This window comes from Methylocystis sp. (genome assembly GCF_046349115.1).
Classification (GTDB): domain Bacteria; phylum Pseudomonadota; class Alphaproteobacteria; order Rhizobiales; family Beijerinckiaceae; genus Methylocystis.
Window position 1 is genome coordinate 292,096 of record NZ_JAXMCX010000001.1, and the last position, 21,177, is coordinate 313,272.

The window sequence follows — 21,177 nt, forward strand, 5'->3', positions numbered from 1 at the left end:
AAATGTCCGACCCCTTCGAACATAAAATTTATGAAGCGCGGCTGACGCCGCACCGGTCGATGACCCGGCACGCCTTCTATGCATTTATCATGATCTTCTGTTGCGGCCAGGTTCTGTTCGCGCTGCCGTTCTTTTTCATGGGCGCCTGGCCGGTCGCCGGTTTCATGGGGCTCGACGCGCTAGGTCTCTACATCGCCTTCCGCCTGAGCTTTAATTCCGCGCGCCGGCAGGAGACGCTCGATCTCACCGCGCTCGAACTCGTCTTCGCGCAAATCGGCGCGCGCGGTCAGCGCAAGGAGTGGCGGTTCAACCCGTCCTGGGTGCGGCTCGAACAGACCGTGCATGAGGAATTCGGCACCGAGCGGGTCGAGTTGGTCTCGCGCGGCGAAAGCGTCGAGATCGGCGCCTTTTTGGGGCCGGACCAGAAGGCGGAGTTGGCGCGCGACCTCACGCGCGCGCTCATCGACGCCCGGACCGGCCCGCGTTTCAGCTAACCGCGCTGGCTGAGCATGGCGTCGGCGTCCCGTATCAGCCGCGCCTCGTGGCGCTTATAGTAACGCCACATCATGAACAGGCCGAACGCCAGGCCGCAGGCGAGGGCTGCGGCGATCGGCGCTTTGATCCTTTCGAATCCCGCAGTGAGGAAATAGGCGCCATAGCCGAAGGCGCAGGCCCAGACGACGCCGCCCGTCGCGTTGTAGATGAAGAAGCGGCCAAGCGGCAGATGATTGGCGCCGGCGAGCGAGGCCGCGAGAATGCGCAACAGCGCGAAGAAGCGTCCGAAAAACACGATGGCGCCGCCCCAGCGATAAAAGAGATATTGACCTAGGCGCAATTTCTCGAGCCCGAGCCCCACATAATGGCCGTAACGTTCAAGCAGTTTGGTTCCGAACTCCCTGCCGAGCCAATAGCCGATATTATCTCCAACGATCGCGCCAGCGGCCGCGGCGACCACGACATTTTCGATCGCCATCGTCCCCGAGAGGCGAGCGAAGATCGCCGCGCCGACCAGCATGGTTTCTCCCGGCAGGGGCAGGCCGGCGCTCTCTAGCGCGACGACGACAAAAATCGCCCAGTAGCCGTAAGTCGAAAGGATTGACGCGATCTGCGCCTGATCGAGGAGATGGGTCATCCGCCGTCAAGCAAGACTTGGTTCGCTTGTTCTTCATTTAGGCGCATAAATGCTGATGGCGACGTCGCCGCGGCCACGTCGCCATTATTTGCAAGCGCTGGGTTCGAAAAGGCGCGGTCAGTGATACCGCAGCGCGTTGTCGCGCGCGGCGCTGAATGCATAGGGCGGCGTCGCGGCCATCGTCTCGCTGTCGAGAAAGAAGGGATCGCGCTCCAGCGCCGCTTCGAGCACCTCGCGCAGCCCTCTGAGCAAAGGTTGATCGTCGCGAACCACTCTGACGCGCAACGCCTCTTGCGCCGCTTTGTCGGAACGGCTTGCAAATTCGCGGACCGCCAGCACGACATATTTGCCGACGCTGAGGCCTTTATCTCCAGCGGCCACGCGCACGCGCTCGGCGACATGGCCGCCAATGCAGGACAACGCCGCCTGAGCGACCTTGTCGTTAGAGCAGGAATTGATCAGATCCGCGATGACCATGACGTTCCTCCGCCCCTGCCTCCGCCCGTGAATGTTCCAGTTTCCCGGAACCTTTTTCCGGTCGCGGTATGTCCCACGACTCCGTTCCTCGTCGCGCTTCAGCGGCGCGTTCTCCCGCCAAGCTATCCACGTAAGCTGAATGTCGCCTGTATAAGAATTGCTGAAAACGTCTCATCCTCATTTTGGATGAGCGCCTCATGCCGACTAACAAGGCTGACGGCGCAAGTGCCGAGAGACCTTCGCTCCCCATGCCGTGCGCTGCTGTCCTTCTATACGAAGGCCGTGACAGCTTCGCGACGAAAGTTCGCCGGCATATCAATAACATATCGATTAGCCGCGCTGAGGCCACAGCTCGACTTCATACTCAACTCGCGGCTCCAACAATGGTTCCCGACGTCCAAAAAATTCGTAGCTGCGGCGCAAAAATTTTAGGCGCCAAGGATTGCCTCACCAACTGCCGACATTAGGCGCGGAAGCCCAGGGTTCGGTCGGCGGCAGCGGCGCGCCTTTTTGCAAAAGCTCAATCGAGATCATGTCCGGCGTCCGCACGAAGGCCATATGGCCGTCTCGTGGCGGACGATTGATCGTCACGCCGGCCGCCTGCAGTCGGGCGCACACGTCGTAAATATTCTCAACGGCGAAGGCGAGGTGGCCGAAGTTCCGCCCGCCGGCATATTCATGCTCGTCCCAATTATAAGTGAGTTCGACGAGCGGAGCGTGTTTTTCCTTGGCTTCGGGAGCGTCCTCGGGCGCCGCGAGATAGACGAGCGTGTAGCGCCCTTTCTCGTTCTGCGTGCGGCGCACTTCCTTCATTCCGAGCACATCGCAAAAGAATTTGAGCGACTGGTCGAGGTCGGCGACCCGAATCATGGCGTGGAGAAACTTCATTTGCGGCTCCTATCTGATGGTTCGGCGACGATTCTATCATTTGAGCGGCGTCGGTTTGCGCCCTTGTCGGCCGCTTGCTAGAGGGCTGGCGTTTACAAAATGGAATGGCGCGGTGCGGTGACCGAAACCAAGTCCCTGCCCAAAGCGGCGACGAGCGTCAAGCTCGCGGCCGCCAAGGCTTCGATCGCCGCGAGCGCTGTTCTCGCGGTTGCGAAACTCGCAGCCGGCCTGTGGTCCGGCTCGCTCGCCTTGTTGTCGGAGTCCGGCCACGCTTTCGTCGATACCGGCGCGACGGCGCTGACCTTTTTCGCGGTGCGGGAAGCGGAGAAGCCGGCGGATGAGGAACATCATTACGGCCATGGCAAATATGAAGCGCTCGCCGCGCTGATCGAAACCGGCTTTCTCTTCGGACTGGCGTTGTTCGTCGTCGGCGAAGCCTGGCGTCGCCTCAACGAGAAGAACGTCGCAATCGACGTGGGCTGGCCGATCTATAGCGTTCTCGTCGTCTCCATCGCGATCGATTACGTGCGCTCTCGCCAGTTGAAGCGGATCGCCAAGGCTGAAGGCAGCGACGCGCTCGCCGCCGACGCGCTGCATTTTGCGAGCGATCTGGTGTCGTCGACGCTGGTGCTGCTCGGTCTTATTGCGGCGCATTACGGGTTTGAGCGCGGCGACGCGCTTGCCGCGTTTGGCGTCGCGGCATTCATCGCGGTCGCCGGTTTTCGGCTGGGCCGGCGCACCATCGACACGCTGCTTGACGCGGCGCCGCGCGAATTCGCGCCGCATCTCAAACGCGCGATCGCTGATGTGCCGGGCGTGATCGCCATCGATTCGCTGCGCCTTCGCACTATCGGTCCTGACATTGTCGGCGAGGCGACGATCGGCGTCGCCCGGGGACTGCGCGTCGAGCAGGCGGCGCGGATCAAATCGGCCGTGGCCGAGGCGATCGCCGAGGTGACGCCGCGCGCCCGCGTCACGCTGTCGGTCGAACCGCAGGCGCTCGATGACGAGACGATCGCGGAGCGCATCCTGCTGGTCGGGTCGCGCCGCCATATTCACGCCCATCACGTCATCGCTCAGCAGATCGACGGCCGCCTGTCGATCGGCGTCGACATTGAACTCGACGGCGCAATGCCGCTCGGTCGCGCGCATGCGGTCGCCGGCGATTTCGAAAGCGCGTTGCGCGACGAATTCGGCGCCGACACGGAAGTCGAGACCCATATCGAACCGCTTGAAATGTATTTGCTCGCCGCCCAGGCCGCGAAACCTTCGGTCGCCGATGCGATCGAAGCGGCGCTCGCCCAATTCGCGGCTCAGACCCGTCCACCCGCGCGAATGCAGGACGTTCGCGTCCGCCAAACCGCCGGCGGCTTCGTCGTCAATTTCCGCTGCCGGCTCGACGCGGCTGTGTCCGTGCAAACCGCCCATGACGCGCTCGACGAAATCGAGCGCCGAACCCGCGAGGAGTTTCCGGCCATTTTGCGCATCGTCGGCCGCGCCGAACCTTATGACCGCTAGGCCCGCGCGATAGCCAAGGACGCGCGCTTCGTCTATGAATTACGTCATGACGCAAGAGCCGGACGCCGCCATAGAAATCGCCGCGATGCCTTTCGAACAAGCGATGCAGGAACTCGAGCGCATCGTGGGCGATCTGGAGAAGGGCGCGGTGTCGCTGGATGAGTCGGTGAAGCTCTATGCGCGCGGCAAGGCGCTGCAGGCGCGTTGCGAGACTCTCCTCGCCGAGGCCGAAGCCCGCATCGAAAAAATCACTCTTGGCGAAAACGGCCAGCCGACAGGAGTCGCGCCCTTCGACGTGGAGTGATAGATCTGCGCCGATCTGCATTTTTCATTTAAACAGGGAATATTGCCATGGCTAAGAAGCTCGTCATTTTCTGCGACGGCACATGGAACAAGCTGACCGAGCGCAGCACTAATGTTTTGCGGACTCTGCAAGCCATCGAGAGCAGCGACGCCGCCGGCGACGCCCCGCAACTCATGCATTACATCGCGGGCGTCGGCACGCGCCGCGGCGAGAGATTCAAGGGCGGAACGTTCGGTTATGGAATCTCGAACAACATCAAGGACGCCTATTCCTTCCTGGTGAGCAATTACGAGAAGAATGACGAAGTCTATCTTTTCGGCTTCAGCCGGGGCGCCTTCACGGCGCGCAGCATCGCGGGCCTCGTGCATAATCTCGGCATTCTCAAGCGATGCAAAATGCCGCTGGTTTCGATCGCCTATGATCATTACAAGGACAAGTCGGAGAGTTGGCGGCCGAAGGGAGCCGACGCGGAACAGTTTCGACGCGACTATTGCCATCCCTGGCCGGTGAAAATCCGCTTTCTCGGCGTGTGGGACACGGTCGGCGCGTTGGGCGCGCCTTATGGCGAATTCCTGGGATATCTCGTCGACAAATTTTTCGGCTGCAGCTTTCATGACGTGACGCTGAGCGAGAGCGTCGACAGCGCCTATCACGCCTTAGCCGCCGATGAGCGGCGCTGGCCATTCCGTCCGACGAAGATCGACCTTACCGACTATCATCGGCAGCGAAACAAGAAGAATTTGGAGGAGCGCGGATTTCCGCTCTACCAGCAAAAATGGTTTCCTGGCGTGCATTCCAATGTCGGCGGCGGCTACAGTCAACATGGACTGTCTGACTGCGCCTTGGAATGGATGGTGGACTGCGCGCGCAAGAACGGACTGAATATCGCGCCGCTGGACAAGGCGGAATTTTCGACGGATCGCCTTTTCAAATCGGACTATTCAGAACCGATTGAGAAGAGCCAGACGCTCTATTACCAGCTGCTATCGGCGGCTTTTGTCAAAGCGCCCTCGCTGCTTGGCGTCAAATCGGTCTATCCGCGCTGCGATTGCGAACTCGCCAGCCACCTCACTTGGCGTGGCGAATATATTCGTCCGATCGGACCGGACGAGGACATCGACGCGGTGCTCCAAAAGCGCAAGGTCGATCGGGCATACGACGAGATGTGGAAGAAACTCGAAGCGAAGCGATCTCGCGCCGCTTGACGCGCGCGGCCAGTCTCCCCCTTCTCCTGCGAAACGAGGCGGGGGCCTCGCGTCCTTACCCGCTGGGCGTCGCCGTCGCGTCGGGGCGTGTAAAACCTTGTGAACGAATATGCGCCGCTCGGAAGGCGCGCGACCGTCGCGTTCGCCAAAAAAATTACCGGCAAGTCCTGCCCGTTAACCTTGGGAAGGGGCATAAGTTAAGCTTTGCTCCTCGAAGCTTAATCCAGGGCGGCGCGCGGGCCTCGCCGTCGCCCTATGCTCAGGATAGAAATGTCATTAATTCAACTAGATATGCGATATCATCAAATTTTATGCGTTTTCGCAGCACAAAATTATACTTACCTGACGCCAGCAAAAATCTAAACGGTTTCGCGTAAAATGCGGCAGAAATACTTTCATGGACAGCAAAACAAGAAAACTAACTTCGCCTCATGTCACGGAGGCGGGTTATGTTGGGCATCGTCAGCAAAGCGGTTATGGCTCTCGGGATGGCGGGCGCGGCGCTCGTCGCGATCAATGCGAAAAGTTTCGCCGGATCGGAACCCGCGACTTTTGCGACGGTTGGTCTCGAAACCAGCGTGCCCTACGGCTGGGTGGATTTCTGCCAGCGCTATCGCGGCGAATGCCAGGACGATGAAACCGCGCCGCAGGACATCGAACTCACCGCCGCCGTCTTTCGCAAGATCGCGCGCATCAACGCCTGGGTGAACAAGAACATCGATCCGATCGCGGATTCGGATCATTGGGGCTCGGTCGACCGTTGGGATTATCCCAGCGACGGCCAGGGCGACTGCGAGGATTTCGCCCTGCAAAAGCGCCGGATGCTGATCGAAGAAGGTTTTCCCCGGCAGGCGCTGCTGCTCACGGTGGTCAAGGAGAAGAATGGCGACGGCCATTCGGTTCTCACGGTCAAGACCAGCCGCGGCGAATTCGTTCTCGACAATCTTTCCGACGAGATGCGGCCGTGGACGCGCGTTCCCTATCGCTTCGTCAAGCGCCAGTCACAGCAAAATCAGAACGTCTGGGTGACGATCGGCCCGCCGACCAGCGCCCCGCTCTATGTCTCGCGGTGAACCGCCGCTCAGCCGATCAGCGTCAGCCCTTTCGCATAGCGCTGGCCGTTCTCCACATAATGTTTCGCTGATTCGAGATGGCGGGCGCGGGCCGCCTCGTCGAGCGTGCGGATCGCCTTGGCGGGCGAGCCGACGATCAGCGAATAGTCGGGAAATTCCTTGCCCTCGGTCACCAGCGCATTGGCGCCGACAAGACAATTCGCGCCGATCTTCGCGCCATTGAGGATCGTCGCGCCCATGCCGATCAGGCTCGCCTCGCCGATGACGCAGCTGTGCAGAATGACGCCATGGCCGATGGTGCAGTCCGGCCCGATGACGAGCGGATAGCCCATGTCGGTATGGAGGACGCTGTTTTCCTGAATATTGGTGCGGGCGCCGACGGTGATCCATTCATTGTCGCCGCGCAACACGCAGCCGAACCAGATATTGGCGTCCTCCTCCAGTTCGACCCGGCCGATGACATGCGCGCCGGGCGCGACATAGAACCGGCCGGGGGCCGGCAGGCGCGGCGCGATTCCGTCGATCGTGTAAAGCGGCATAGGCGAAGCCTCCTTGAAAAGAGGCGGGACATTGCCATTTTCGGCCGTTCGGGCGCAATGGCGCAAAGCCAAGGCCGGGCCGATCTCATTCGGAAGTCACGGAAATTTAGACTATAAGCGGGAGACTGGGTTTGGTATTGCCGGCTGGCGCGCGGCTGGCGGAGAAATCGCGCGAAAGCCGCTGTCGGGGGACGTCACTGAGCGCCATCATGTTGCGGGATCGGGTGCGGCTGGCGAGCGTTTCGGCGGCGCGGGCGGCGGGAGCCTTCGCGCGAGGCGCCGCCGCGCCCTACCACTTAATGAAATCAATGGCGATCGCGCCGCCGGAGCGGCTGCGCATCGCGCCGCCCGACATCCGAACCACCGACTCGACCGTCGCCGACCAGATTTACGCCGGCTATTTTTCCTTCGAAGGCAAGACCGTACAGGCGAGGAGCGTATCGCCTTTTTTGGCGACCGCGCCCTCCGAGGGCTGGCGGCGCTCGCTTGCGGGCTTCTCCTGGCTGCGGCATCTGCAGGCCTTCGACAAGAAGGTGGCGCTCGATCAGGCGCAGACGCTCGTCGCCGAATTTCTCGCTCTTCCCAAGCTGCCGCCCGACGATCCGGCGATGGAGCCGGCCGTTGTCGCCCGGCGGCTTCTTTCCTTTCTTTCTCAATCGCCGACGCTGCTCGACGGCGCCGAGCCCGATTTCTATGACGCGTTCATGCTGGCCCTGGCCCGCAATGCGCGGCTCCTCTGGCGCGCGCTGGCCGGCGGCGGCGCGCTCGGGGCCGATCGCCTGGTCTGCGCCATCGCGCTCGCCGAATTCGCGGTTTGCGCCGACACCGGCCGCAAGATCGCGCCGCATGTGTCGCGCGCGCTCACGGCCGAGCTTGACCGTCAGATACTCATCGACGGCGGCCATGTGAGCCGCAATCCGCAGGTCGCCGTCGATCTGCTTCTCGACCTTCTGCCGCTGCGGCAGGTGATCGCGGCGCGCGGCCTGCAGACCCCGCCCGCCGTCCTGCGCGCCATCGACCGAATGATGCCGATGCTGCGGATGCTGCAGCATGGCGACGGCTCGCTGGCGCTGTTCAACGGCATGGGCGCGACGGCGTTGGATCGGCTGGCGAGCGTGCTCGCCCATGAGGACACGCGCGGCGCGCCGCCGGTCAACGCGCCTTACGCCGGCTATCAGCGCATGGAGGCGGGCGACGCGCTCGTCATCGTCGACGCCGGCGGGCCGCCGCCGTTCGAATTCTCGCTCTCGGCGCATGCCGGCTGCCTGTCATTTGAGTTTTCGATCGGGATCGAGCGCGTCGTGGTCAATTGCGGCGCCCCTTCGGCTCCGCATTTGGATGCTCGCGAATTGGCGCGCGCCACCGCCGCGCATTCGACTCTCATTGTCGGGGATCGCTCCAGCGCCCGCATCGCGCCGCAAAGCGCGCCGCGCCGGCGCGCCGGGCGAGTTCTCGCCGGCCCACATCATATCGAGGTCGAGCGCCGCCGCCTCGAAGACGAAACGACGCTCATGTTGTCGCATGACGGCTATGCGCGTGAATTCGGCCTCGTCCACACGCGCGAACTGACGCTTGCGGCGGATGGGTCCGCGCTTCTTGGCGTCGATCGTCTCGTCGCGGCGGAAGGCGGCGCTAAACATGCGGAAGCAAGCGATGTCGCCGTGCGCTTTCACCTTCACCCGCGCGTCGGCGTTGCGTCGCGCGCCGACGGCGCGATCGAACTCACGCTCGCCAATGGCGAAATTCTCGTCTTCGAGGCGCAAGGCGTCGTTCCCGACGTCGAGGACAGTATCTTTTTCGCCGCGCCCGGCGGCGCGCGCAAATGCGCCCAGATTGTTTTGCACGGAACGGCGGCCGCCGGCTTAGAGATCGCTTGGAGCTTGCGGCGGCGCGCCGGCGGGCAGGTTCTTCCCGCCCGGCAGGTATGATAAGCGCGCGGCGCGATTTTAGGAGTATGCAATGCCCGTCGATTTGCGCCGCGTGGCGCGCGCGCTGATTTCCGTATCCGACAAAACAGGCCTCGTCGAATTCGCGCGCGTTCTGGCGAAGCATGACGTGGAGCTCGTCTCCACCGGCGGCACGCGCAAGGCGTTGACCGAGGCGGGGCTCGCGGCGCGCGACGTCGCCGATCTCACTCAGTTTCCGGAAATGATGGACGGCAGGCTGAAGACCTTGCACCCGAAAGTGCATGGCGGCCTGCTGGCGATCCGTGAAAATCCCCAGCACGAAGCGGCGATGCTCGCGCATGACATCCAGCCGATCGACCTTCTCGTCGTCAATCTCTATCCCTTCGAGTCGACGCTGGCGAAGGGCGCCCCCTTCGAGGAATGCGTCGAGAACATCGACATCGGCGGGCCGGCGATGATCCGCGCGGCGTCCAAGAATCACGATGATGTCGCCGTCGTGGTCGATCCTGACGACTATGCCGCGCTGATCGAGGAACTCGAGGCGACGAAGGGCGCGACGCGGCTCGCGACGCGTCGGCGGCTGGCGCAGAAGGCCTTCGCCCGCACCGCCGCCTATGACGCCGCGATCTCCAACTGGCTGGCGCAGGCGCTTGGCGAAGCCTCGCCGCCGGTGCGCGCCTTCGGCGGTCGTCTCGCCGAGCCGATGCGCTATGGCGAAAATCCGCATCAGTCGGCCGGCTTCTATCTTTCCGGCGAGAAGCGGCCGGGCGTCGCCACGGCGCGTCAGCTCCAAGGCAAGCAGCTGTCGTACAACAACGTCAATGACACCGACGCGGCCTTCGAATGCGTCGCGGAATTCGACCCCGCGCGCACGGCGGCCGCCGTCATTGTCAAACACGCCAATCCTTGCGGCGTCGCCGAAGGCGCGACGCTTGCCGAGGCCTATGCAAAGGCGTTGCGCTGCGACCCGGTTTCAGCTTTTGGCGGCATCGTCGCGCTCAATCGCCGGCTCGATGCGGAAGCGGCGCGAGAAATCGTCAAGATTTTCACCGAAGTGATCATCGCGCCCGACGCCGATGAGGAGGCGATCGCGATCGTCGGCGCCAAGAAGAATCTGCGTCTGCTGTTGACCGGCGGTCTGCCCGATCCTCGCGCGGCAGGCTTAACCTATCGATCGGTTTCGGGCGGCTTTCTCGCGCAATCGCGCGATAACGCCGTCATCGACGACATGAATTTGCAGATCGTGACGAAGCGGCAGCCCACTGCGCAGGAGCTCGCCGATCTCAAATTCGCGTTCCGAATCGTCAAACATGTGAAGTCGAACGCGATCGTCTACGCGAAGGACGGGGCGACGGTCGGCATCGGGGCCGGACAGATGTCGCGCGTTGATTCCTCGCGCATCGCCGCGCATAAGGCGCAGGAGGCGGCGCGCGCGGCCGGGTTGACGGAAAGTCTCGCAATAGGCGCCGTCGTCGCGTCCGACGCGTTTTTTCCGTTCCCCGATGGATTGCTGGCGGCGGCCGACGCGGGCGCCACCGCGGTCATCCAGCCCGGCGGTTCGATTAACGATAAGGACGTGATCGCGGCCGCGGACGCGCAGGGCCTTGCCATGGCGTTCACCGGCGTGCGCCACTTCAGGCACTAGCAATGCCCAAGCCGCTCCGGCTAGACTGGCGCGCCGATGCGAATAGGGAGTTCAATCATGCATAAGTCTTGGAAATTCGCGCTGGGCCTCGCCCTGATCGGCGCGCTTGCGTCGAGCGGCGTGTCGGCGAAACAACGCAAGCCCGTCGCGACAGGCCAGGTGACTGCGACGCAGGGCGACGATTTCGCGATTCCTCTGCCGCATGATCTCACCACCAATAAGGATTGGCTCGACGACGGCGCGGGTTCGGCGGCGCAGGGCAATCTCCAGCCCAATCGTTACGCCAATGACAATTACTTTCTCGAGCAGCAGGATTTCACGCTGCAAGATCCGCAGCGCTATAACGAAATTGGCCAGTATTTCGATTACGGCTGGTGAGTTGCGCCGGATCGGCATGAAAAAGGCCGGCGCGCGCGGGCCGGCCCTTTCTGACCTCTGATTGATTGAATCAGCACACGGGCACGGAGCGATAGCCGACCACGTCGCCCCAGCGATTGAAGATCGGACGGCGCTCATAATAGCAATCCGGGCCGCTCGCGGCGGTCGCGGCCAAAGCGCCGAGCGCCAGAGCCCCGCCAACGGCGAAAGGCGCCCAGCCATAGCCGTGATGCCATTTCGACCAGGCGAAAGCCGGCGTGGCGCTGGCGACGGTTCCGGCAAGAACCGCGGCGGCGAGAGTGACGGAAATGATTTTCTTCGAGTTGGACATGACGCTCTCCTTGCGTGTCATCGCAAAATTCCGTTTGCGAATGGACGCAATCTAGGGAGCGTTCGGCGCATTGTTCGTGCGGCGGCGCACAGGACGCAAAGATGTCGCTTCGACTAAAGCGCGCGGCGTTTCGCTCTGGATTTCCGATCGCGCGTGGCGCGCGTCGGGAATGACAAACCCGAGCCTTTCAAACGAATGTCCGATTACGCCTCGCTTTGCGCGAGCAGCTTTTGCTGATGGTCGGTGGTCAGCGCGTCGATGATTTCATCGAACTCGCCCTCCATCACCCGGTCGAGCTTATAGAGCGTCAGATTGATGCGGTGGTCGGTGACGCGCCCTTGGGGAAAATTATAGGTGCGGATTCGTTCTGAGCGATCGCCTGAGCCGACCTGCTGCTTGCGGTCGTCCGAACGCTCCTTGTCGAGCCGCTGGCGCTCGGCGTCGTAAAGACGCGACCTGAGAACATTCATCGCCTTGGCCTTGTTGCGATGCTGCGAGCGCTCCTCTTGCATCATCACCACGATGCCGGACGGAATATGGGTGATGCGGATCGCGGATTCGGTTTTGTTGACATGCTGGCCGCCGGCGCCTTGCGCGCGCATCGTATCGATCTGCAAATCCTTGTCGTCGATGGCGACGTCGACGTCCTCGGCCTGCGGCAGCACGGCCACCGTCGCCGCCGACGTATGGATGCGGCCCTGCGTCTCCGTCTCCGGCACGCGTTGGACGCGATGCACGCCCGACTCGAATTTCAGCCTGCCATAGACGCCGCGTCCGATGATCTCGGCGACGACTTCCTTGAATCCGCCGAGCGCGCCTTCGCTTGCGGAGACGATCTCGACGCGCCAGCCCTTAAGCGCCGCATATTTCTGATAGGCGCGAAAAAGATCGCCGGCGAACAGGGCCGCCTCGTCGCCGCCCGTGCCGGCGCGGACTTCGAGAATGACGCTTTTCTCATCCGCCTCGTCCTTGGGCAGAAGCGCCAGACGCAGCCCGCTTTCCGCCGCCTCGAGCCGTTCGCGCGCGGCCGTCGTCTCGCCCTCCGCCAGCGCGCGCATGTCGGCGTCGAGCGAGGCGTCGGCGAGCATGGCGGAAAGGTCGTCGGATTCCTTTTGCGCCGCGCGATAGGCGCGGATTCGGTCGACCACCTCATCGAGCGCGGCGCGCTCGCGCGACAGGGCGACGAAGGCCTGTCCGTCGGCGCCGACGGCGAGCTTGTCGCCGATCTCGTCATAGCGGCGCAGAATGAGGTCGAGCTTGTCTTGAGCGAACATGTGAAGGCTTCTTGGAAAATGGCGAGGGCGCGGCGCGGAGAAGGAGAGGGCCGCTACAAGGGCACGCCGCGCACGACCGCATATTCGTGCAATTGCTCGCGCACGGACGCGCTGCCGTCGTCGGACGCGAGCAGAGAGGCGAGATGGACCTGCGCCTCTTCGAGATTGAGATTGAGGATCATCGTCTTGACCGGACCAATGGCCGAAGCCGCCATCGACAGAGACCGGTAGCCGATGGCGAGCAACGCCAGCGCCTCGATCGGGCGGCCGCCCATTTCACCGCACAGCGTCACTGGCGCATTGTGCCGTGCGCCGGCCGCGACGACGCGTTCAAGCGCGCGCAGCACCGGGCGGGACAGATTGTCGTAACGCTTCGAAACCCGCGTATTGTCGCGATCCGCCGCGTACATGTATTGAACCAGGTCGTTGGAGCCGACCGACAGAAAGTCGGCGCGCTTGGCGATAAGATCGATTTCCCACAGTAGCGACGGCACTTCCACCATGGCCCCGAACTCCAGCCGGGTCGGCGGCGGATGGCGGTGGCGCGTAATGTGATTGAGCTCGCGCAGCGCGATCGCCTTCGCCGCGTCGAATTCGGCGACATTGGCGATCATCGGAAACATGATCCGCAGATCGCGGTTGGCGCCCGCTTTCAGCATCGCGCGCAATTGCATGCGCAACAGGCCCGGCCGGTCGAGGCCGATGCGGATCGCGCGCCAGCCGAGCGCCGGGTTTTCCTCTTCGATCTTCGCCATATAGGGCAGGATTTTGTCCGAGCCGATGTCGAGCGTGCGAAAGGTGATCGCCTTGTCCGGCGCCGCGTCGAGAACGGCTTTGTACAAGCGATATTGCTCGTCCATGCGCGGAAAGCGCGGCGCGAGCATGAATTGCAGCTCGGTGCGAAAAAGGCCGATCGAAAGCGCGCCGGTCTCCTGCAGATGCGGCATGTCGATCGCAAGGCCGGCGTTCATATGCAAGGTGATCTCGACGCCGTCCTTGGTGATCGCCGGCACGTCGCGAAGCTTGGCGTATTGCTCCTGCCGTCGCGCCCTCAGCCGCGCCTTTTCGGCATAGGCGCTCTGCACGTCGGGCTGGGGACGAACATGCACCTCGCCGGTCGTGCCGTCGACGATGATCGGATCGCCGGTTTCGACGATGTCGATGAGGCCGGGAACCAGCCCGACGGTGGCGATGCCGAGCGCCCGCGCGACAATCGCGACATGGCTCGTCGGACCGCCTTCCTCCAGCACCAGACCGCGCAACCGCTTGCGATCATAATCGAGCAGCGCCGCCGGGCCCATCGTCCGCGCGACGATAATCGCGTTTTCCGGCATGCTGTCGCGATCGGCGACATAGCTCTGGCCGGTCAACTGATGCAGCAGCCGGTTGGCGATGTCGTCGAGATCGTGCAGGCGGTCGCGCAGATAAGGGTCGGTCTGACGCTGCATGCGCGCGCGCGCGTCGTTTTGAACACGCTCGACCGCCGCCTCGGCGGTCAGGCCGGTCATGACCGCTTCGCGCAGTCGGCGCACCCAGCCGCGGTCATAGGCGACCATGCGCACGGTTTCGAGGATTTCGCGCGGCTCGCCGGCGGCGATGCGGTCGCTATGCGCGATGAGTTCGTCGATCGACTGGCGCATCGCGTCGATCGCATGTTCGAGTCGTGCGAGTTCGCCGGGCATGTCCTCGGCGACGAGCTGCTTGATGACGACGCGCGGCTCATGCAGCAGCACATGGCCAAGACCGACGCCTTCCGCCATCGGCGCGCCTTTGAGCGAGGCCGGGCGATAGAGCGCGAGATCGCGCGGGTCTTGGATCGCCTGCAATTCGCCCGAGGCGATGAGTTCGGCGAGCAGCATCGCCGTCGTCTGCAGCGCCTCGATTTCCTCTTCCGAATAGACGCGGCGCACCTGGTTCTGCACGACGAGCACGCCGAGCGTGTTGCCGCCCCGCAGGATCGGCACGCCCAGAAATGAGTGGTAGGCCTCTTCGCCCGTCTCCGGCTTGTAGGAGAAGGCGGGGTGCTCCTGCGCTTCCGAAAGCGCGAGCGGTTCGGCGCTCTTCGCGATGAGCCCGACGAGGCCCTCGCCCGAATGCATCGTGGTCAGATGGACGGCCTCGCGGTTCAGGCCTTCCGTGGCATAGAGCTCCAAGCGCTGGTCGGCGCGCAGCACATAAACGGAACAAACTTCGGCGACCATATTCGCGGCGATCTGCACGACGATCTTGTCGAGCCGCGCCTGAGCGCTGACCGGTTCCGCGCTGATTTCGCGGAGTCGGCGCAACAGAAGGCGAGGGCCGCCGAGCGCGCTTCGCATCCAATCCGTTCCCGTTTTCCCAAATTTTGGGGTGGCCTACCGCAAAAAAACCGCTGTGCGCCAGTAGATTGCGACAGTAGCTCTTAAGCAGCGTATATTGGCGCCGCCGGCGCTCCGCAAGCGCGGCCAAGAAGCCCGCCGACGCAAGGAACATACCGTTAATGCAAAGCTTGGCGAATCGGCTTGCGGGCAGGGCAGGAAGCCTCTACCACTGGCTGATCAAAATCCGGCGATGACTGCCCACGCGATTGGCGCCCGCCCGTGGCCGCGCGAAACGCGTTTTCCGAGCTTGCGGCATCGAGAAGAGAATTCGTGCGTCTGACAAAATATCTGATCGCTCTCTTTTTGCTCGTCGTATCCGCTCCGGCCCTGGGCATGGAGTCCGTCAGAGTGCCGCAAGGCGCTCGGGCGATCGATCTCACCAATGTTATCGAGAAACATTCCTCACAGGGCGACCGGCTGCAGGTTTCGACCGCGCCGGGCTCGGACGGCATCGTCCGACGCATCGAGGTCGGCGCCAAGGAGGCGGGCAGCCAGCCCAACTGGATCGTTTTCGCGCTCACCAACGACACCGACGAGCAGATCGAGCGCCTCATCGTCGCGCCGCATTACCGTCTGCAGGGCTCGGGCGTCATCTGGCCCGATCTCGGCTCGACGCGCATCTCGGCAATCACCGCGAGCCAGGGATTCCCGCCGGAGGTCGTCGACGCGTCGGACGCCGACATTTTCCGGCTGACGCTCGACCCGGGAACGACGGTCACCTATGTCGCCGAGCTGCGCAGCCCCAATCTGCCGCAGCTCTATTTGTGGGAGCCCTCGGCCTATAAGGACAAGGTGACGAGCCTGACGCTCTACAAGGGCATCGTCATCGGCATCGCCGGCCTGCTGGCGCTGTTCCTGACCATCGTCTTCGTGGTGAAGGGCGCGGTGATTTTCCCGGCGGCGGCGGCGCTCGCCTGGGCGGTCCTGGCCTATGTCTGCATCGATTTCGGCTTCTGGGACAAGATTTTCGGCTTCGACGCCAACGCCAACAGCATCTGGCGCGCCGGCGCCGAGACGGTGCTCTCCGCGACTCTGGTGGTTTTTCTCTTCGCCTATCTCAACCTCAACCGCTGGCATGTGCGCGCCTGGCATGTCGCGGCGCTGTGGCTCCTGATCCTCCTCGACCTCGTCGGCCTTGCGGTGTTCGACGCGCCGGTCGCCGCCGGCGTCGCGCGCATCTCGCTCGCGACCGTCGCCATCGTCGGCTTCGTGCTGATCCTCTATCTCGCGACGCATGGCTTCGATCGGGCGATCATGCTGATCCCGACATGGTTCCTTCTGGCCGTCTGGGTGGCGACCGCGGGATTCGCCGTCGCCGGCTGGATCACCAACGACCTCGTGTCGCCCGCGCTCGTCGGCGGCCTCGTCCTGATCGTGATGCTGATCGGCTTCACGGTGATGCAAAACGCCTTCGCCGCCGGCGGACTGTCTCACGGAGCGATCAGCGACGTCGAGCGCAAGGCCCTGGCGCTCACGGGCGCCAATGAGATCGTCTTCGACTGGGATGTTCCGTCCGACCACATCTATGTCAGCCCCGAAGCTGAAGCGGCGCTCGGACTGGACCGCGGCGGGCTCGAAGGCGCCGCCTCCTCATGGCTCGATCTGCTCCATCCGTTCGAACAGGACCGCTATCGCGCCTGTCTCGACGCCATCCTTGAGCAGCGGCGCGGACGCATCAATCAGGTCTTTCGCCTGCGCGCCGCGGACGGCCACTATCTTTCCTACCGGCTGCGGGCGCGGCCGGTGGTCGGTCCCGACGGCGAGGTGATCCGCGTCGTCGGCACGCTCAATGACGTGACCGACGAACGCAACGCCCAGGAGCGGCTGCTGCACGACGCCGTTCACGACAATCTCACCGGCCTGCCGAACCGCGAATTGTTCTTCGATCGTTTGGAGGCGGCGCTGATTCTCGCGCGGATGGAAAAGGACGTGCGCCCGACAATCCTTGTCATCGACATCGACCGCTTCAAGCAGATCAATGAGCAGGTCGGCATGGCGATGGGCGACAGCATTCTGCTCACCGTCGCGCATCGCCTCACGAGGCTGCTGCAGCCTCAGGATACGCTGGCGCGGCTTTCGGGCGACACATTCGCGATCATCCTGGTTTCCGAGTCGCATGTCGACCACGTCATCTCGATCGCCGATTCGGTGCGCCGCGCGCTGTCGACCCCGGTGCGCTTCACCGATCGCGAGATCGCGCTTTTCGCTTCGATCGGCATCGCGCTTTACGACCAGCAGACCCATCCCGGCGGCGCCGAAATGCTGGAGGATGCCGAAATCGCCATGCGCTACGCCAAGCGCACCGGCGGCAACCGCATCGAAGTGTTCCGCCCGGCGATGCGCGCGCAGCGCGCCGACCGGGTGACGCTTGAAGCCGATATGCGGCGGGCGCTGGAGCGCAGCGAGATCAAGGTTTTCTTCCAGCCGATCGTCAGGCTCGAGGATCGCACCATCGCCGGCTTCGAGGCGCTGCTGCGATGGGATCATCCGCGCCTTGGCCGACTCGAGCCTTCCGAATTCATCCCGGTCGCCGAGCAGACCGGCTTGATCGTCGACCTCGGGCTTCTCGCGCTGGAGCGGACAGCGCGAGAACTCGCGGCATGGCAACGCGCGCTCGCCGTCGATCCGCCGATATTCGCCTCGGTCAACATCTCGTCGCGCCAACTGCTGCGGCACGATCTGCTGCGCGACGTGAAGAGCGTGCTGATGCGCAACGATATCGTCAAAGGCAGCCTCAAGCTCGAACTGACCGAATGCCTGGTGATGGAAAATCCCGAATATGCCGCAGAGATGTTGACGCGCCTCAAGGAACTTGGCGCGGGTCTGTCGCTCGATGATTTCGGCACGGGCTATTCGTCGCTCGCCTATCTGCAGCGCCTGCCGTTCGACACGGTCAAGATCGACCGCTCCTTTATCAAACAGTCCGGCAAGGGCGCGCGCCCGATCATTCTGCGCTCGATCATCGCGCTGGCGCAGGATCTCGGCCTCGATGTCGTCGCCGAAGGGGCGGAGACCGAGCAGGACGCGATCGAACTTTATCAGCTCGGCTGTGGCTACGCGCAGGGCTACGCCTTCGGGCGCCCGATCAGCGCAAGGGACGCGCGGCGCCTCGTCGGCGCGGCGCCGGAAGCGGCTTAATCCCCTCTCCGCGTTTACGAGGAGAGGGCCAGGGTCAGGGGCCGGGGGTATTGTTGTGAATGCTCCAAGTCGCGTGCGACCGCATCATGGCTGAAAAGACCCCAAGTCCCTCACCCCAACCCTCTCCCCGTAAACGGGGAGAGGGGGCGCGCCCGCCGATCGAGAATCTCTCGCCACTCCAGGCGCGGGCTGAGTTTGAAGCGCTTGCTTCCGAAATCGCCGAACACGACCGCCGCTATTACCAAGAAGACGCGCCGACGGTCTCCGACGCCGACTATGACGCGCTGCGCCGGCGTTACGAGGCGCTTGAACAGGCCTTCCCGGAACTCGCCACCGCGCAATCACTGACCAAGAAGGTCGGCGCCAAGCCATCCGAGAAATTCGCCAAGGTGAAGCACGCCGTGCCGATGCTCTCGCTCGGTAATGTCTTTTCGGATGAAGAAGTCGAGGATTTCGTCGCGCGCGTTGGCCGTTTTCTTGGCCGTACCGAGTCGATCGCATTCACGGCGGAGCCGAAGATCGACGGCCTGTCCTGTTCGCTGCGCTATGAGAGCGGCCGTCTCGTTCAGGCGGCGACACGCGGCGACGGCTACGAGGGCGAGGACGTCACCGCCAATATAAGAACCATCGGCGAGATACCGGAAAAGCTCCGCGGCGACGCGCCTGGGATTCTCGAAATTCGCGGCGAGGTCTATATGGCGCATGAGGATTTCGCCGCGCTCAACGAGAGGCAGAAGGCGGCGGGCAAACCGCTCTTCGCCAATCCGCGCAACGCCGCCGCCGGCTCCTTGCGCCAGCTCGATTCAAGCATCACCGCGCAGCGCCCGCTGCACTTCTTCGCCTATGCCTGGGGCGAAATGAGCGCGCCGCTTGCACAGACGCAAATGGGCGTGCTCGACGCCTTCAAGCATTTCGGCCTGCACGTCAATCCGCTCACCAAAATCTGCGCTACCGTCGAAGACATGCTGGCGCATTATCGCGCGATCGAAGCGCAGCGCGCGACGCTCGGCTATGACATTGACGGCGTCGTCTACAAGGTCGACGACATCGGCCTGCAGGAGCGGCTCGGCTTCGTCTCGCGCGCGCCGCGCTGGGCGGTGGCGCATAAATTTCCCGCCGAACGCGCGACGACGATTTTGCGCGACATCGAGATTCAGGTCGGACGCACCGGCGCGCTGACGCCGGTCGCGCGGCTCGAGCCCGTCACCGTCGGCGGCGTCGTCGTGTCGAACGCGACTCTGCACAATGAGGACGAAATCGCGCGCAAGGATATTCGCATCGGCGACACGGTCGTCGTCCAGCGCGCCGGCGACGTCATTCCGCAAATCGTCGAGGTCGTGAAGGAGAAGCGCCCGCACGGCGCCAGGCCCTACGAATTTCCGCATGTCTGCCCGCGCTGCGGTTCGGCGGCGCTGCGCGAGATCGACGCAAAGACTGGCGAAGCCGATGTCGTGCGCCGCTGCACCGGATCGCTCATCTGTCCGGCTCAGGCGGTCGAGCGCCTGAAACATTTTGCCTCGCGCAACGCCATGGACATTGAAGGCCTTGGCGACAAGCAGATCGAATTTTTCTTCGACGAGGGAATGATCAAGACCGCGTCAGATATTTTCACGCTCGCCGAACGCGAGGCGCAGATGTCGCCGCGGCTCGCCGAACGCGAGGGCTATGGCGAAACCTCGGTGCGCAATCTCTTCGCCGCGATCGCGGCGCGGCGAAAAATTCCGATCAATCGCTTCATCTATGCGCTTGGCGTGCGCCATGTCGGCGAGACCAATGCGCGCCGGCTGGCGCGCCATTTCGGCGACTTCGAATCTTTGCGCGAGACGGCGCGCGCGGCGGCGCCGGACAGCGAGGCGCGCGCGCGCATCGATACGATTGACGGCGTCGGTCCCGTCGTCTCCGAGGCGCTGCATGACTTCTTCGCCGAGCCGCATAATGAGCGGGAAATCGATGCGCTGTTGAAGCAGGTGACTTTGGAGCCCATGCCGGCGGTGGCGTCCGCCTCGCCGGTCGCCGGCAAGACCGTGGTGTTCACGGGTTCGCTCGAACGGCTCACGCGCGACGAAGCCAAGGCGCAGGCCGAGCGTTTCGGCGCGCATGTCGCGGGGTCGGTGTCGAAGAAGACCGATCTCGTGGTCGCCGGCCCGGGCGCGGGATCGAAGCTCAAGAAGGCGGCGGAGCTGGGGATCGAAGTGATCAGCGAAGACGAGTGGTTTAAGCGTACGGGGCAGGGGTAGCGCGTTCACCCTCTCCCATCGGGAGAGGGTCGGTCCGCAGGACCGGGGTGAGGGGTCATCCCCCTCAGTCGTTGCCCCTCACCCGGCCGCTTCGTAGCCACCCTCTCCCTTTGGGAGAGGGTTCACACCGCCCTTGTTCCCGGCGTGTCGCCCTTTTGATAGGCGGTGCCGAACACGTAATCCCACCAGATCGCGTGAACGCCGAAGCCTTTTTCGGCGTCGCGGAAGTGATGCAGCATGTGCAGCCGCTTCACCAAACGGCCGAAGTCGGATTTCGGCTGGCCGTGATGCGTCCAGTAATGCACGCAATCATAGATCACATAGCCGCCGATGAATCCGGCGAGCACCGGCCAAGCGAATGTCGCGCCGAAAATCAGGCGGGCGCAAACCAGCGCGATCAGCATGATCGGTCCCGAGAGCAGCGGCGGCATGACCAGCCGCAGCGGATCATTGGGATAGATGTGATGCACGCCGTGGATGAGAAACTGAAAGCGCGGCCCCAATCCGAAGGGGAGCGCGAACACGGTGTGAAAGAGATAGCGGTGACCGAAATATTCGGTGAGCGTCCAGCCGACATAGCCGATGACGAGGCCGAGAAAAACCAGCGCCACGCCGTCGAGCGCGAGCGAATAGATCACGAGGCCCAGAATGATCGGGCAGTAGATGACCACCGGCGTTAGATGATGCACGCGCGAGAGCTTGTCGAGGAGATTGCTCTCGAAGAGGCGGGGCGAGGCGTCGAGCGCTTCCATTCTTGCGTCCTGCGACATG

The 21,177-nt window shown here is 63.5% G+C and carries 18 protein-coding genes; 10 read left to right on the forward strand and 8 right to left on the reverse strand.

From position 1 onward, the window contains the following. Positions 1–2 precede the first annotated feature (2 nt). Entirely contained in the window at positions 3–494 is a 492-nt protein-coding gene (locus tag U1E20_RS01370; protein ID WP_409978790.1) for a DUF2244 domain-containing protein, read from the forward strand. Here U1E20_RS01370 and U1E20_RS01375 read toward each other — a convergent pair. From U1E20_RS01375 to U1E20_RS01385, 3 genes are all read right to left on the reverse strand, one after another. Then, the gene (locus U1E20_RS01375; RefSeq protein ID WP_409978791.1) at positions 491–1,132 is read right to left on the reverse strand and encodes a DedA family protein; all 642 of its coding nucleotides are present in this window, start codon (positions 1,130–1,132) and stop codon (positions 491–493) included. The two genes, U1E20_RS01370 and U1E20_RS01375, sit on opposite strands and share 4 nt — an antisense overlap. Before the next feature lie 117 nt (positions 1,133–1,249). Then, positions 1,250–1,609 (reverse strand): hypothetical protein, encoded by a 360-nt coding sequence (locus U1E20_RS01380; protein ID WP_409978792.1) that lies wholly within the window; start codon positions 1,607–1,609, stop codon positions 1,250–1,252. Positions 1,610–2,056: 447 nt separating this feature from the next. Beyond that, the gene (locus U1E20_RS01385) at positions 2,057–2,497 is read right to left on the reverse strand and encodes a VOC family protein (protein WP_409978793.1); all 441 of its coding nucleotides are present in this window, start codon (positions 2,495–2,497) and stop codon (positions 2,057–2,059) included. A gap of 117 nt (positions 2,498–2,614) precedes the next feature. Between U1E20_RS01385 and U1E20_RS01390 the strand changes: the two genes are divergently transcribed. From U1E20_RS01390 to U1E20_RS01405, 4 genes are all read left to right on the forward strand, one after another. After that, entirely contained in the window at positions 2,615–4,015 is a 1,401-nt protein-coding gene (locus tag U1E20_RS01390) for a cation diffusion facilitator family transporter (RefSeq protein ID WP_409978794.1), read from the forward strand. Between the two features lie 46 nt (positions 4,016–4,061). After that, positions 4,062–4,319: an exodeoxyribonuclease VII small subunit gene (locus tag U1E20_RS01395; RefSeq protein WP_409978795.1), complete on the forward strand. Its 258-nt coding sequence runs from the start codon at positions 4,062–4,064 to the stop codon at positions 4,317–4,319. 47 nt (positions 4,320–4,366) lie between these two features. Then, positions 4,367–5,524 carry a DUF2235 domain-containing protein gene (locus U1E20_RS01400; protein WP_409978796.1) on the forward strand — a complete coding sequence of 386 codons (1,158 nt, stop codon included), beginning with the start codon at positions 4,367–4,369 and terminating at the stop codon, positions 5,522–5,524. A 449-nt stretch (positions 5,525–5,973) separates the two neighbouring features. Then, positions 5,974–6,597 (forward strand): transglutaminase-like cysteine peptidase, encoded by a 624-nt coding sequence (locus U1E20_RS01405; protein ID WP_409978797.1) that lies wholly within the window; start codon positions 5,974–5,976, stop codon positions 6,595–6,597. A gap of 8 nt (positions 6,598–6,605) precedes the next feature. On the opposite strand, the gene U1E20_RS01410 is transcribed toward U1E20_RS01405, so the two are convergent. Then, entirely contained in the window at positions 6,606–7,136 is a 531-nt protein-coding gene (locus U1E20_RS01410; protein WP_409978798.1) for a gamma carbonic anhydrase family protein, read from the reverse strand. A 209-nt stretch (positions 7,137–7,345) separates the two neighbouring features. On the opposite strand from U1E20_RS01410, the gene U1E20_RS01415 reads away from it, so the two are divergent. The 3 genes from U1E20_RS01415 to U1E20_RS01425 are packed head-to-tail and all read left to right on the forward strand — an operon-like array spanning position 7,346 to position 11,066. Further along, positions 7,346–9,064, forward strand: coding sequence for a heparinase II/III family protein (locus tag U1E20_RS01415; protein ID WP_409978799.1), 1,719 nt, complete (start codon positions 7,346–7,348; stop codon positions 9,062–9,064). A gap of 31 nt (positions 9,065–9,095) precedes the next feature. Continuing rightward, entirely contained in the window at positions 9,096–10,688 is a 1,593-nt protein-coding gene (purH, locus tag U1E20_RS01420; RefSeq protein WP_409978800.1) for a bifunctional phosphoribosylaminoimidazolecarboxamide formyltransferase/IMP cyclohydrolase, read from the forward strand. Between the two features lie 57 nt (positions 10,689–10,745). Next, the gene (locus U1E20_RS01425) at positions 10,746–11,066 is read left to right on the forward strand and encodes a cellulose-binding protein (protein ID WP_409978801.1); all 321 of its coding nucleotides are present in this window, start codon (positions 10,746–10,748) and stop codon (positions 11,064–11,066) included. Between the two features lie 70 nt (positions 11,067–11,136). Here the strand turns inward: U1E20_RS01425 and U1E20_RS01430 are convergent, their stop codons facing one another. From U1E20_RS01430 to ptsP, 3 genes are all read right to left on the reverse strand, one after another. After that, complete coding sequence (locus U1E20_RS01430; RefSeq protein ID WP_409978802.1) at positions 11,137–11,397, reverse strand: hypothetical protein; 261 nt, start codon at positions 11,395–11,397, stop codon at positions 11,137–11,139. 203 nt (positions 11,398–11,600) lie between these two features. Further along, the gene (prfA, locus tag U1E20_RS01435) at positions 11,601–12,671 is read right to left on the reverse strand and encodes a peptide chain release factor 1 (protein ID WP_409978803.1); all 1,071 of its coding nucleotides are present in this window, start codon (positions 12,669–12,671) and stop codon (positions 11,601–11,603) included. Positions 12,672–12,724: 53 nt separating this feature from the next. Continuing rightward, positions 12,725–14,989, reverse strand: coding sequence for a phosphoenolpyruvate--protein phosphotransferase (gene ptsP, locus U1E20_RS01440; protein ID WP_409978804.1), 2,265 nt, complete (start codon positions 14,987–14,989; stop codon positions 12,725–12,727). Positions 14,990–15,301: 312 nt separating this feature from the next. Between ptsP and U1E20_RS01445 the strand changes: the two genes are divergently transcribed. Both U1E20_RS01445 and ligA read left to right on the forward strand, forming a co-directional pair. Further along, positions 15,302–18,169, forward strand: coding sequence for an EAL domain-containing protein (locus U1E20_RS01445; protein WP_409978805.1), 2,868 nt, complete (start codon positions 15,302–15,304; stop codon positions 18,167–18,169). 86 nt (positions 18,170–18,255) lie between these two features. Further along, on the forward strand, positions 18,256–20,406 hold the full coding sequence (gene ligA / locus U1E20_RS01450) for an NAD-dependent DNA ligase LigA (protein ID WP_409978806.1): 2,151 nt from the start codon (positions 18,256–18,258) through the stop codon (positions 20,404–20,406). A gap of 122 nt (positions 20,407–20,528) precedes the next feature. On the opposite strand, the gene U1E20_RS01455 is transcribed toward ligA, so the two are convergent. Continuing rightward, entirely contained in the window at positions 20,529–21,176 is a 648-nt protein-coding gene (locus tag U1E20_RS01455; RefSeq protein WP_409978807.1) for a sterol desaturase family protein, read from the reverse strand. Between the last annotated feature and the right edge of the window lies 1 nt (position 21,177).

Bases quoted from the DNA above. Each gene is read 5' to 3' on its own strand.
- U1E20_RS01370 (WP_409978790.1), top strand. From the start codon at position 3: ATGTCCGACCCCTTCGAACATAAAATTTATGAAGCGCGGCTGACGCCG.
- U1E20_RS01375 (WP_409978791.1), bottom strand. From the start codon at position 1,132: ATGACCCATCTCCTCGATCAGGCGCAGATCGCGTCAATCCTTTCGACT.
- U1E20_RS01380 (WP_409978792.1), bottom strand. From the start codon at position 1,609: ATGGTCATCGCGGATCTGATCAATTCCTGCTCTAACGACAAGGTCGCT.
- U1E20_RS01385 (WP_409978793.1), bottom strand. From the start codon at position 2,497: ATGAAGTTTCTCCACGCCATGATTCGGGTCGCCGACCTCGACCAGTCG.
- U1E20_RS01395 (WP_409978795.1), top strand. From the start codon at position 4,062: ATGACGCAAGAGCCGGACGCCGCCATAGAAATCGCCGCGATGCCTTTC.
- U1E20_RS01400 (WP_409978796.1), top strand. From the start codon at position 4,367: ATGGCTAAGAAGCTCGTCATTTTCTGCGACGGCACATGGAACAAGCTG.
- U1E20_RS01405 (WP_409978797.1), top strand. From the start codon at position 5,974: ATGTTGGGCATCGTCAGCAAAGCGGTTATGGCTCTCGGGATGGCGGGC.
- U1E20_RS01410 (WP_409978798.1), bottom strand. From the start codon at position 7,136: ATGCCGCTTTACACGATCGACGGAATCGCGCCGCGCCTGCCGGCCCCC.
- U1E20_RS01415 (WP_409978799.1), top strand. From the start codon at position 7,346: ATGTTGCGGGATCGGGTGCGGCTGGCGAGCGTTTCGGCGGCGCGGGCG.
- purH (WP_409978800.1), top strand. From the start codon at position 9,096: ATGCCCGTCGATTTGCGCCGCGTGGCGCGCGCGCTGATTTCCGTATCC.
- U1E20_RS01425 (WP_409978801.1), top strand. From the start codon at position 10,746: ATGCATAAGTCTTGGAAATTCGCGCTGGGCCTCGCCCTGATCGGCGCG.
- U1E20_RS01430 (WP_409978802.1), bottom strand. From the start codon at position 11,397: ATGTCCAACTCGAAGAAAATCATTTCCGTCACTCTCGCCGCCGCGGTT.
- prfA (WP_409978803.1), bottom strand. From the start codon at position 12,671: ATGTTCGCTCAAGACAAGCTCGACCTCATTCTGCGCCGCTATGACGAG.
- ptsP (WP_409978804.1), bottom strand. From the start codon at position 14,989: ATGCGAAGCGCGCTCGGCGGCCCTCGCCTTCTGTTGCGCCGACTCCGC.
- ligA (WP_409978806.1), top strand. From the start codon at position 18,256: ATGGCTGAAAAGACCCCAAGTCCCTCACCCCAACCCTCTCCCCGTAAA.
- U1E20_RS01455 (WP_409978807.1), bottom strand. From the start codon at position 21,176: ATGTCGCAGGACGCAAGAATGGAAGCGCTCGACGCCTCGCCCCGCCTC.